We start from the raw sequence: 12057 nt of genomic DNA, 5'->3' as shown, positions 1-12057 counted from the left end.
CTCAACCTCCGATCTTTTTTTTGCTGTTCCATGGTAGCACAGGAACTAGAAAGGTTGCAACAACAAGTGCGACAAGAACCCCAAATCCGAGGCTTACACCGAATGTGCTCAGGAGTTTTCCCCTTGCAAAAATGAATGAGAAGAAGGTTAGCATAGTCGTTGCCGAAGACATGGTTATTGATTTTAGGGTTCTGGCCAGCTCTGTGTTCTTCTTCTCCCTAGAACTATGTATAACGTAAACAAGTGAGTCCACACCAATTCCAATTATCAGCGGGGCAGAGATTACAGTTACAAAAGTCGTCTCAATTCCCATCAATTCCATTAAACCAAACATCGACATCAAAATTCCGACCATTAGAACTAATGTTTTGAGTCCGTCTATGATGGACTTTCTTTCGATAGAAACGACGACAAAGATTGCTACGAAGGCAACCAGACATATTGGAAGGGAGATGATTCTCACAAGGTCCATCAGGTAATGGAAGACTTTGGGATACCCTCCGAAAGAAGCTCTGAGTTCAGGACTGAGACTGTCGTAAATAATCTTTATGACGTTGTTTCTATAGATCATCGATAATGGTTCTGAGTTCATAACAAAATACGTCTCACCATTGGCAGCCTCGTAGAGAAGCTGATCTCTCAGGCTTTCCGGTATGACCTCGGTAGCAAGGTCAATAAGATCATTCGAGCCTTCAATGGATTCCGCTCTGTCAAGGAGTTCTACAACGAAGTCATAGTAATTTGCTTTCTTGAAAACGGCCTCAATTAACGGAGAGTCTCTCAGCGCATTGATTTCCCTGGTAACTTGCTGCATCTGATTAATGTAATCTCCCTCTCCTCCTTCGATAACAGAAAGTATTGAGAAGGAGCTCTTGAAATTCGGATTCTGATCGATTTCCTCATGCGCCCTTCTTAGAGAATCTATATCTGGAAGTATAAATGGCACTGTGTTTATAATGCTTCCCCCGAAGGTTCTTTCAATTAGGCTGGGAACTGCGATCTGTTCTGAGTCGGTTGACATCAATCCGGGAGGAGTATAGGAAAAGCTTCTAATATTGTTCAAACCAAGATAACTGAGCATCAGGATAAGCATGAAGACAACTCCTCCGAAAACGACGCCGAATTTCAAGATTACCTTCGAGATTCTCAGGAAAAATCTGTCGAGCAGGTGAATGTTTGCCTTCTTTTCAGGATTTATTACGGTCATGATCGAAATTGCCGGGAGATAGACTGTCATTACGATAAAGAAGACAACAATACCGATTGCAGAGAGAATCCCCAGTTCTCTAATGGCCGGGGAGCTGATTACTGCAAGGATCATGAAGACAAGAGCTGTCGTTATCATGCTTGCCGAAAGAGGCTTTATAAGAGCTTTATAGGAGCTGTACAATAGAGTTACCGGGTTCTTCTCTCTGTTTGCACCATCCGAAAGTCTGGTTATCATATGTATTCCATAGTCGATTCCCAGTCCAAGCGTTATGGCGGTGACGAAGGTAGTGATGATGTTTAGAGAGCCGAAGATTACGTAAGCAAGGCCGAGAGTGATGAACATCGAAATAGCCAGTGAAGAGAAAACGCAAAGGGTAACCTTCCAGCTTGAATAGGCAATGAAGAAGAGAAGAGAGATTCCTGCAAGCGACAGCACTGTTGTCAGCATGAAATCATCACTTACTTGCCTGTGCGAGTCGTAAGTTCCGAAGTGATCTCCTGCCATTCCATAAGTTACTCCGTGAACTCCGCAAACACCATCAAGCCACTCTCTTAGTGCTGGAATCACTCTTTTCACGTATGATACATCGGAAGAAGGCCCATCGAGCCTGATACCCATAACCAAAACCATCGGGTCGTTAACAGGAATTGATTCTGGAAGTCTTATGAAGCTGAAGAAGTCTTCTCCTTCCGGTTCGTTTGCAACTAGTCCTTTGAGGTCCTCAAAACCGAGCAACATCTGTCCAAGGCTTCGAATAGCAGAGAAATCGTAGTTGACGAGTCTTTGGACGGTCCTTGAAAGATCCTGATCTCGATTTCTGATTGAGGAGAGTTGTCCTGGATCGACCATTAGGAGGCCCAGAGGCCCGAGATCAGACATTAGATCGAACCTCACAAAGGATTCGATACTCCTGAATTCGTTCGATCCTTCGTAAATCCCTCTCGCAGCCGAAATAAGATTCTCTATTCCCTTTTCAGTTTTGTCTTGTGTTTGCAGAACGATGTAAGTGACGTCGCCAGAAGTGTCTCCGTTTATGAAGCGATTGTACTGCTTCACGACAGGATCGTCCTGTGGAAGAATCTTAAGCAGATCTGAATCAATATTCAGTTTCAATGAAAGGTATGCACCAAATGCGCCAAGAATTACGAAAAACACTACTACTGCTGCACGGTGTCTTACCACGAACTCACTCAATCTCTGCAACAAATAATCACTCTCAGTCATTTCTTCTAAATTGAACAAGCAACTCTAGTATATCAACTTTTGCATGGCCAGAGATCGATATTAAGCGACCAAAGCTGAGTGTTCAGTCCCTGATAAGAAAATATCTGACCGGAAGAAATGGTATCGAGTATCTCTCGACCGTCTGTAAGAAGGATTCGCTAATAGTCGCGCCTTCTCTGAGAACCACAATGGGTCCACTGCCGGAGAAAACATCTGAAACGAACCTTCCAGGACTGAGAGAGTGCATATAATGGACTCTGGCGAATTCGAACCCTTCTTCCTGCAATGAATTGAAGTCTGATTCCATAACGATTGTGTAGCCGGGGATATAACTTAGTCGGAAAGCTCCGTAGTCGATGAACTCCAGCCTGGTTACAACTGAACCGAAAAAGTCGATTGTCTCTCTTTCTCTTGAACCTTGTTTTCCGCTTTCAATGACAAAAAGTGTCTGCAATCTCGAGAAGGTTTCAAAGTATGGACTGACAAACGTTCTCATCCCGTTTTCAGTAGACATTATCCAGGGTCCTACGTTTTCCTTCTCTAGCTGTTTAAGTACAGAGCTGAACTCCTCAACTGCTTCGAGATGATTCTTGAAACCTTCAAGCACCGGCAGAAACTTGTTTCTAAGAAAGAAGTCGGGAGCGGCACTCCGTCTCCCGATATTCTGAAGAGCTTCCAGATTAACATACAATATCACCAAAAGCCCGAAAATCAGGGCAATTAGCGAAATTGCGATTGGCAAACTTGCGATTCTCAATTTACGGTCTTCACTCCTAGACTTTCGAGGATTATCTCGATTGCTTTTAAAAGTTGAAGATCATGTTCGATGTCTATAGTGGCTTTGGATAGTGTTAGTTCGCTTCCGTCCTCTTCAAGGACATCATCACCCGGTTCAACGATGATATCTGGTTCTATACCCTGAAGATGAATATCATTACCATCTGGAGTGAAATAATGAGCAGTTGGTAGCCATATTTCGCCTCCATTGGAAAGATTGAAAACAGTCTGAACTGCCGCCTTCCCAAAGGTCTTTGTTCCGATAACCGTTGCCAGTCCGTGATCTTTCAACGCTCCAGTAAGTATCTCTGAGGCCGATGCGCTTCCTTCATTAACAAGCAAAACGATTGGTTTGTCTTTGAAGTAGGCATTGTATCTGGATCCCCATGAGTTGTATATTTCTTCCTGACCGTCTCTGTACCTAATCGTTATTACTCTCTGGCCTTTGGGCAGAATGAGAGATGAGATGTTCAGAACACTTTGCAGAAGTCCGCCTGGGTTGTTTCGCAGATCGATTATGTAGGCCTCGCTGTTTCTGCTAAGGTTTAGAGCATCCTGGAATTCATCGTAGGTTGGCGCGTTGAAGCCCGTAATGTGTATATAAGAGATTTCGATATCTTCAATATCTATCAACTCACTCTTTACGCTCCTTATTTCAATGAATGCCCTGGTAATTTCAACGAAGAAAGGCTCAGTGAGAGTTTCTCTGTAGACCTCCAAAACCACTTGGGTATCGGGGTCTCCTCTGAGCATGTTGACGGCACCGTAATAGCCGACATCGGAAATTGGTACTCCATCTATTGTAAGAATCAAGTCGCCGGGTCTTAGGCCCACTCTTTCTGACGGGCTCCCGGCCATAGGTGCCACCACTTCAAGACAATCAAATTTAATGTTGTACTGAACAGTAGAACCAATACCTCCATACTTGGAGCTTGTGTCAAGCTCATTCTCCCTGGTTTGAACGGGATCAAAATACCATGCAAATGGATCATCGAGTCCACGCATCGTACCTGTTAAAGTTTCGTTGAGCACATCGTCATAATCTACTTTGTCAATGTCGTAGTAGTTTCGTTCTATATATGTAAGTATCTGAAACACAGGACTGAACTTCTCGAACATCTCATCGTCCGTCATAGTTGTAAATGCCCCCAGGAAGAAGACCGCAATAAGAACCGCGATCGACGCCGTTATCCTAAAGGCTTTCTTCTTAGTCATGCAACTTCCTCCCTTCTACTTTTATACCGAACACCAGGTATGTAGTATGGCCGACCATTCTGTCTTCCGGCCTAAACCTTTCGGGATTGGTCTTATAGCTTCTTGCCATTATCTCCCATACCTGAACATCGATAACTCCTAGATTCCTAAGAATCCCGATCGTTTCTTGAACCTGGTTGGCTGTAGGGCATAGAACGCAGATCCTACCGCTTCTCTTCAGGATAGTTGTCGAAGTCTCAAGAGAAGTAGAAGGTTCGGGAACATCAAGAAAGAAGGCATCGGCTACCTTACTGTCTTTGCATTCTACAATATCTCCCGCTACGAAGTTCACCCTTTCTGCAAATCCAAGGTGCCCGACATTCTTCTTGGCCTTCTCTAAGAAGTCTGATCTCTTCTCGTAGGTGACGACTCTGCCAGACTCACCTACTTGACGAGAGAAGACTGAAGTCATTACACCAGTACCCGTTCCGGCTTCGTAGACAACGTCACCCGGTTTTATGTCCAGGTTTAAGAGAATGAACGCAATATCCTTTGGGTAAACGATCTGAGTTGATCTTCTCAACGAAAAGATTCCGTCGATGATAGACGGTTTTATCAAATACGCATCTCTCAGACCAAGACTGATCCTCTCTCCGAACTCCTTGCCTACAATTGAATCAATCATTAGGTTTCCATAGTGAGTCTTGAGAACTGTCCCTTTCTCGACCTCAGAGAAGTACTTTGTTTCTTCATCTTCAAGCAGGATCAGTACTTTGTCACCGTATTCAATCATCTAGACTCCTCTGAGTTTTATTATGTTCTCAATCAGGCTATCGAGTTCTTCGATTTGGCCAGATTCACTGGCTTCGACAACGCACTTTCTTGCGTAGCCTTTGACAATCATCTCCGATACTCTTGAAAGAGCCGAGTTCACTGCAGAGACCTGAGTAAGAATGTCTCCACAAACCCTGTCGTTTTCAACCATTTTCTGCAGGCCTCTGATCTGGCCTTCGATCCTCTTCAACCTATTCAAGACCGCTTTCCTGGTCTCTTCATCAACTCCGTGCATGCCTTCACCTCTTAGGAACCGAATACACTGCCGCCTATGAACTCCTTTATAATGGAGGTTCTCGGAATATCCTCCAGATTCGTCATGGGGAGCACGTAATCTATGAACCTCAGAAGCCTCTTAGCTTCAAGATACTCTGGTACCGAATCGTCTATCTGAACTAGCAAAGGTTCTGCGAATGCTTTCAATGCTGCCAAATCGTATACAATTGCAGAATTGAACATCACATCCGCCTCTTCCTGGAAGGGAAAGATATACTTGTCTTCTCCTCTCCTAACGCTTGACCACATTCTTATTGTATCGAGCGCCGAGTGCCCTCTGAATCGATTGTCACGCACGATTCTACGCAATAATCTGACATCAGTAGTAGGTATTCTGTTCAGGTTATCGAGATTCATCTGCGTCAGAGCGCTGACGTATATTTTGAACTTTCTCTCGTGAGGTACGGAACTGCTGAGCAGCTCATTTAGGCCGTGAATTCCCTCGATTATGACAGGCTGACCCTCAGAGATCCTGATAGGTTTGTCATGAAATCCGCTCTTTCCAAGAATGAAGTCAAACTTTGGAAGCAAGACTTCTTTTCCGTCAAGCAGCTGTGAAATCTGTTCGTTAAATAGCTCTATGTTGAGAGCATAAATCGATTCGAAATCATAGTTTCCGTTTTCATCTCTCGGAGTCTTCTCTCTATCAACGAAGTAGTCGTCAATAGATATCTGTACAGGTTTCATTCCCAGTACTTTTAGATGCAGCATCAGCCTCTGAGAAAAGGTAGTCTTGCCCGAGCTTGAAGGGCCGGCTATAAGGATAAGACTAGGCTCTTTGTGTGCGGCTATGAGATCTGCAATCGCAGCGATCTTCTTTTCATGGAGAGATTCCGCAATATTGATTATCTCTCTTATCTCCTTTGGACCTTTGCTTATTATTTCGTTCAGCTCGCCCACGGTCTTAACACCAAGAATCTTCCCCCATTTCTCGTGCTCCAGAAAGACTGTTGAGATCTTTGGCTGATCAACAAATACTGGTAGTCTGTCTGGCTCTTCAGTATTGGGGAGGTTCAGAATGAAGTATTCTCCATACGGAATTAGCGCGAAGTTCTTAACCGCACCTGTCGAAAAGGGCATATATCCATAGAAGTAATTCAGGTATCCCTTGCATCTGTAAATGTTCACAGTTGACTTCTTTCGGTATTTGAACAGAAGAGCCTTGTCTCTCTGCCCATCTTCGTTGAACATCCTAATGGCCTCGAATTTGCCCAACGTTCCCTTTTCGAAGACGTGGTCCTCTTCAACAAGCTGTCTCATCTTATTTTCAATTGTCTTCAGATTATCCGAAGTAGGCTCTACACCCTCAATATCACAGACAAGGCCAGGGCCTCTTGAGTGATGAACATTTAGTTGCACAGCTCCAAAGAGCTCTCTGATTGCTATGAAGAGAATGAAGAGAGTTCCCCTTGTATAGATTCTTAACCCGTCTAGAGAAGACAGATCTACGAACTCTACTTCCTGTTCTTCGTTTACCTTTCTGCAAAGCTCTATCAAAGCATTGCCTGATTTTGCGGCCATGATGGGAGCTCTGTGGAAGCCGTCACACATTTTGGAAAGTTCATAGAAAGTAGTCTCTTTGGTAACTGGAATCTTCTTATTCAATTCCTTTACGAAAATCTCGTGGTTAGCCATAGAATCACTCCAAATCATTGACACCACAAATAGTCGATGTTAGAATCTATTTGCTGTGGGGCGTAGCCAAGTTGGTAAGGCATCAGATTTTGGCTCTGACATCCGTAGGTTCGAATCCTGCCGCCCCAGCCAGAAAAGGGTGGCTATCGCCACCCTTTCTTATGACTAGTTATTTGTCTCGTTCGGTCCTTCACTATCAAGAGTTACGTCCAGATCGACATCTCCTATTTGTGAAGGTGCCTCGATTTCAAATGGAACACTCAATTCTCCTGAAGTAACTTCGGTGTCAAGGTCCATGTCGCTAGAGGTTTCGAACTCCGTTGAGTCAGCCGTCTCGGTTGCATCGATCGTTTGGCTAGCGTTCAGTTCTGAGATATAGAATTCGATACTCTCAATTAGACCCCTGATAGTCTCGTCTTCCGGATTAAATTCCAGAAGCTTCTCCAGGTAATGCTTTTCAGCCATAAGGTAGATCTCCATTAGCGGTTCGTTTTGCTCCAGATTTGCCATCTTCTCATAGATGTCAACAAGCAGATAAAGCGCACTAATCTTCAGATCCGTCGCGGCTTCTGTAGAGTTAATTACCTTTCGATTCAGATCTCCTTCTATGCTCTGAATAGGAGAGTCAATCAAGAGAGATCTAGCCTGCGCTCCAAAGTACTGACTGTAGTATTGAAGATAGCTATCCAGCAAGGCGGAGTTCTCCAGCAGAGGCCTCACGTTCAAGTTGTAGGAGTTCTCGTTGTACATGTATGCGACTTCTGGATTGTTGCCGTCTATCTGGTACATATAGTTTACGACTTTTGTTGAGTTGGGCATTACAGAATAGAGGTATCTAACAGAGCTCTCGAAACGGGAGTTCGTTTCGTCATAGACTTTCCGCTTATCTGCCAGCATCTCCTGAACTTCTTCCAAACTCTCAACACCGAATTCTGTCATGTATTCTCGGGCCCTTTTAGCTTCAGAAAGAACACTTCTCAATTCAGTGTTTGTTGCCGGAATTGTTTCAAGCTGATCGTTAATATCCTCGATCGACATCGATGTTGCGGTTGCTGGAAGAGCCAACAAGAGATCCTCTAGATCTTCCAAATCGAACACCTGATATCTGAGGTTGGTTACCTCGTCCTCAACTAACTGCGTATAGAAGACAACCGGAAGGTACGATTCGCCTATGAGGACATTTCCGGATTCGTCAAAATAGTCGCTTTCGAGTTCTTCCAGAAATCTCTTGGCCGCCTGTCTGTCTCTTCTTGCTTCATCATACTTGGAATACATCTCAAGATCGGGATCGTTTATCATATGCGATAGATTATTCTCCACTCTGTATTCTGCGATCCATTTGTCGAATTCAGCGTTCTCAAACTGATTCATTTCAGTCTGATAAGAGGGAGTGTTAACGAATTCCTCGAAGCTGTCGAATGTAGACTTGTTGTTTACAAGTATAAGGTGGTACCCGAATTGTGACTCGACAGGGCCGACCAAAACGCCGGGAGTTGCGTCAAAAGAAGCGTCTTCGAATTCAGGAACCATCTCTCCTCTTCTGAACTGCCCAAGGGCACCGCCACTGGCTGCAGTACCTGTGTCTATCGAATACCTAGTAGCGGCTTCGGCAAATGAGACCTCACCATTCTCAATCATCGCCTTTATTTCGACTGCGCTCGCTTCATCAGAAACAAGGATATGGTCTGCATCTACCCTCTCATAATCGAACTTCAAACCTTCTAGATTCTCTTCAACAAAAGTCTGGAAGCGACTATTCATGTCTGGAATCGCCTTGTTTGCGACATTCACAGTTAGCAACTGCGTTGCCACATAGTCTTTGATGAGCGCTGAAAAGGCATCGACAGAACCGTACTGGTAAATTATTGCGGATCTGGTTTCTTCATCTGCAACATACTGATCAACTATCCTCTTTGTCTCAGACTCGACCTGTGCAGTCGTCGGAAGGACTTCATTCTCTGTTGCATAGAGAAGCAGTGTCTTCTGATCGATCAATGACATGAATATGTCGTATCTAATTCCCATTTCACTGGGATAGTTTTCCATCTCAAAATACGGATCTAGGGTATACCCCTGGCTTCTCAGGTTCGTTAGTGTGTCGCGTACCGATGTTTCGTACTCTGAATAGGTAATCCAGTAATTTGGATCAGAAAGAGGTGTGCCGTCCTTTGTGAGCCCTCCAACGGTTTCGCTGAAATTGACCGTAGCTCCTGTGTTCTGTTGATTTCCTTGAGAGCCGCCTCCAATATACTGGGCAACGGACCACCAAATAATTCCAACTCCAAAGAGTACAGCTACTGCCCAAACGACAGGCCGTTGAATAGATTTCATGAAATTAGGATTTCCTCTGGATTTCTTCTTTGGCATTTACTTTTCAACTCCCTCCAAGCACCAAATACTCTACAACCAAGAGGGGGAGGTTCATGCCTCCCCCGGCTTCACGAATTATACCATAGTAAGTTTGCTCTTGTAATCGGCGCAACGTCAAGAAAAATGATGGATTTAACTAACCGACCTGCTTAGCGTAGACCCTGAAGTCAATGTGCGGAAATATTGAGTCAATCCATTCCAGGGTCTTCAGTCTGCTTTCATCTATCGAATTACTCTCGATTTCTCCATAGAGCCTCAGCAGCCTGTCAATATGAGTCTTGGTTCTGTTAACAGCGTATTCCACTGTCGTGTTAGTTGTTATGATGAATGCCCAGTCGCTTGACTGAGCAAGAAGAAGCTCTCTAGCCATCTGATTTAGCGCCCTGATTCTAAGTGCGTCGTCTGTTCTTTCAAACTTCCTTGCGAGTTCAATCATTCTCCTGGAGCCTTCGTCCAGATGCCTATATATCCAGTCGTTTCTACCATTCAGCCAAACTTCGTTGTATCCGTTGGCTCCCCAGGTAGAGGTATTGGGAGTGACTACCTGTGCCTGATCCATTGAGTTGATAACTTCTGAAGGAGTTGAAGGAACAACAATGTCATCTCCGTTAAGTTCTCTGAAAAGCTCCTCAATGAACAGAGGGCCTTCATACCACCAGTGACCGAACAACTCTGCATCGAAAGGAGCAACGATTACAGGTTCTTCTCCGTCAAACTGACTGAATAACCTCCTAACCTGTTCTCTCTTTCTGTTTGCGAAATCCTTTGCGTGTTCTACAGTAGCTCTTCGGGCATCGTCCAAGTCATAATAGCTCTTTTCGTTGAGGGGTACATCTTTACCAGTTATCTTATAATACTTTATTCCAGTGTTGCACCGCTCTCCACTCGGATCTATGTAGGGCCTAATATAGTCCTCTTCCCTGTCGAAGCCCACGTCTCTATAAAACTCTCTATACCTTGAATCACCGGGATAACCAACTTCGGCACTCCATACCTGTTGACTTGATTCGGGATCTCTTGCGAACACAAAAACATTCTCTGGTGTAACTACCGGTCTGTATACTCCGTATCTCGGTGCCGGATCTCCGTACCAAAGGCTGTGAGAGTCAACAAAGAAGAAAGAAAGTCCGTGTTCGCGCAAATACGAATCGAAGCCTGGGACATAACCACACTCGGCCAGCCAGATTCCTCTGGGGTCCTTCCCAACATGTCTCCTATAGGAGTCAACTCCGATGCTTATTTGAGCATTTATCGCCTCAGGGAAATTGGTCATCAGAGGTAGAAAACCATGAGTAGCGTTACATGTTACAATCTCCAATTCTCCGCTATCCTGGAACCCTGAGAATTCTCCAACCAGATTGCAGTTGCATTCTTCATAGACTTTCCTAATGTCTTCCAGTTCATGAAGATAATGCGTAGCCAGCCTGTTGGCGGCCGGGTGTTCTGCAGAGGTTCTCGAAATCTCTATTCCTGCAAGCTCAATCGATGATCCAAGATAATTGAGATACTTCTTCTGCAGGTCGTTATTAGCAAGCATTTCCATCAGAGGCGGAGTTATGCTCATCGTCACTTTAAAATTCACTCCGTCACTCCTCAGCCTTCTGAAAGCCTGTAAGAGAGGTATATATGTCTCTGTAATGGCCTCGAACAGCCATCTCTCTTCCATGAAGCTCGGGAAGTCAGGGTGGTTGATAAACGGCAAATGCGCATGGAGCATTAATACGAATCTCCCTCTGCTCATAAAATCATCTCCCGCTTCTGCTCTTCGAGATAGTTTTGATGAACTCTTCAGAAGAAGGATTGCCTGTTGGTCCCGAAGATTTCGTGATTCTCGCACGTCTAGAACTCTCGTGAGAGACTTTCAACTCTTTCCTAGAGCCTTTTCTCAGATCTACCCAGATTTCATTATCGGTAAACTTCGGCGAGTTCCTCGGTGTCCGCGTAATTCCAGATTTAAGAACGCTCTTGAAATGACCGTCAATGTAGTAACCGATCTCGGCAATGTAGTCTGCATCGGGAAAATCAACCTGGAAATACCAGTTGCCCGCATCGATAGAGATGTCAGACTCCTTAAATCTGTGAGCATTCTTTCCATCGTAGATGATGTTAGTAATATCACTGACTCTTACAAGAAGCCTGAATTGAGAGGTCGAAAGATCTCGAGCAGTTCGTTCAGAAAGATCCCACACCACATACACCCAGTAAGGATTCACTGGATGGATAGTAACAAAATCATGAAAGTACGATGATGGGATCTCTGCATTTACTGGCTTGGAAGGGCGGAGGATCTCTGAGGGAGTCTTTGTCGCTGCATCGCTCGAAACATGTTTGCTCTCCTGAGCATGCTTCTTCAGAGCACGAGAGATATCCTTTTTTCCCATAGTTCTCTTAAGGTTAATCCCCATCATTTTCGCGAAACGTCGGAGATCCTGAATCGTCGGGTCGGTACTTAAAAATGATTGAATTTCTTCGTTAATCATGTTGAAAACCTCCTGGGCATGAGTTTCTCCACGAGTAGATGATAACATACTCCAGGA

General features: G+C 44.5%; 9 protein-coding genes and 1 tRNA gene. 1 reads left to right on the top strand and 9 read right to left on the bottom strand.

Annotated elements, in window-relative coordinates; genetic code table 11:
- Position 1: 1 nt before the first annotated feature.
- From V512_RS03960 to V512_RS03935, 6 genes are all read right to left on the bottom strand, one after another.
- Positions 2 to 2413: an MMPL family transporter gene (locus tag V512_RS03960; RefSeq protein WP_099829210.1), complete on the bottom strand. Its 2412-nt coding sequence runs from the start codon at positions 2411 to 2413 to the stop codon at positions 2 to 4.
- A 103-nt stretch (positions 2414 to 2516) separates the two neighbouring features.
- Positions 2517 to 3191, bottom strand: a complete 675-nt coding sequence (locus V512_RS03955) for a hypothetical protein (protein WP_099829164.1) — start codon at positions 3189 to 3191, stop codon at positions 2517 to 2519.
- The gene (locus V512_RS03950; protein WP_099829163.1) at positions 3188 to 4426 is read right to left on the bottom strand and encodes a S41 family peptidase; all 1239 of its coding nucleotides are present in this window, start codon (positions 4424 to 4426) and stop codon (positions 3188 to 3190) included. Before V512_RS03950 ends, V512_RS03955 begins: the two co-directional genes overlap by 4 nt.
- Positions 4419 to 5198, bottom strand: a complete 780-nt coding sequence (locus V512_RS03945; protein WP_099829162.1) for a tRNA (adenine-N1)-methyltransferase — start codon at positions 5196 to 5198, stop codon at positions 4419 to 4421. Before V512_RS03945 ends, V512_RS03950 begins: the two co-directional genes overlap by 8 nt.
- On the bottom strand, positions 5199 to 5474 hold the full coding sequence (locus V512_RS03940; protein WP_099829161.1) for a metal-sensitive transcriptional regulator: 276 nt from the start codon (positions 5472 to 5474) through the stop codon (positions 5199 to 5201).
- An 11-nt stretch (positions 5475 to 5485) separates the two neighbouring features.
- The gene (locus V512_RS03935) at positions 5486 to 7150 is read right to left on the bottom strand and encodes a nucleoside kinase (protein WP_099829160.1); all 1665 of its coding nucleotides are present in this window, start codon (positions 7148 to 7150) and stop codon (positions 5486 to 5488) included.
- A gap of 56 nt (positions 7151 to 7206) precedes the next feature.
- Between V512_RS03935 and V512_RS03930 the strand changes: the two genes are divergently transcribed.
- Positions 7207 to 7282, top strand: a tRNA-Gln gene (locus V512_RS03930).
- A gap of 33 nt (positions 7283 to 7315) precedes the next feature.
- Here the strand turns inward: V512_RS03930 and V512_RS03925 are convergent.
- The 3 genes from V512_RS03925 to V512_RS03915 form a co-directional block, all read right to left on the bottom strand.
- The gene (locus V512_RS03925; protein ID WP_099829159.1) at positions 7316 to 9517 is read right to left on the bottom strand and encodes a peptidylprolyl isomerase; all 2202 of its coding nucleotides are present in this window, start codon (positions 9515 to 9517) and stop codon (positions 7316 to 7318) included.
- Positions 9518 to 9656: 139 nt separating this feature from the next.
- Positions 9657 to 11261: a 1,4-alpha-glucan branching protein domain-containing protein gene (locus tag V512_RS03920; protein ID WP_099829158.1), complete on the bottom strand. Its 1605-nt coding sequence runs from the start codon at positions 11259 to 11261 to the stop codon at positions 9657 to 9659.
- A 4-nt stretch (positions 11262 to 11265) separates the two neighbouring features.
- A complete protein-coding gene (locus V512_RS03915; RefSeq protein ID WP_099829157.1) occupies positions 11266 to 12000 on the bottom strand; it encodes a DUF4912 domain-containing protein in 735 nt (244 codons plus the stop codon).
- Positions 12001 to 12057: the final 57 nt, after the last annotated feature.

The sequence above is a fragment of the Mesotoga sp. Brook.08.105.5.1 genome (assembly GCF_002752635.1).
Taxonomy (GTDB): domain Bacteria; phylum Thermotogota; class Thermotogae; order Petrotogales; family Kosmotogaceae; genus Mesotoga.
This window is presented reverse-complemented; position numbering and strand designations above follow the sequence as displayed.

Excerpts from the sequence above, each read along its gene's own strand:
- V512_RS03915 (WP_099829157.1), bottom strand. The coding sequence starts at position 12,000 with ATGATTAACGAAGAAATTCAATCATTTTTAAGTACCGACCCGACGATT.
- V512_RS03945 (WP_099829162.1), bottom strand. The coding sequence starts at position 5,198 with ATGATTGAATACGGTGACAAAGTACTGATCCTGCTTGAAGATGAAGAA.
- V512_RS03920 (WP_099829158.1), bottom strand. The coding sequence starts at position 11,261 with ATGAGCAGAGGGAGATTCGTATTAATGCTCCATGCGCATTTGCCGTTT.
- V512_RS03935 (WP_099829160.1), bottom strand. The coding sequence starts at position 7,150 with ATGGCTAACCACGAGATTTTCGTAAAGGAATTGAATAAGAAGATTCCA.
- V512_RS03950 (WP_099829163.1), bottom strand. The coding sequence starts at position 4,426 with ATGACTAAGAAGAAAGCCTTTAGGATAACGGCGTCGATCGCGGTTCTT.
- V512_RS03940 (WP_099829161.1), bottom strand. The coding sequence starts at position 5,474 with ATGCACGGAGTTGATGAAGAGACCAGGAAAGCGGTCTTGAATAGGTTG.
- V512_RS03925 (WP_099829159.1), bottom strand. The coding sequence starts at position 9,517 with ATGCCAAAGAAGAAATCCAGAGGAAATCCTAATTTCATGAAATCTATT.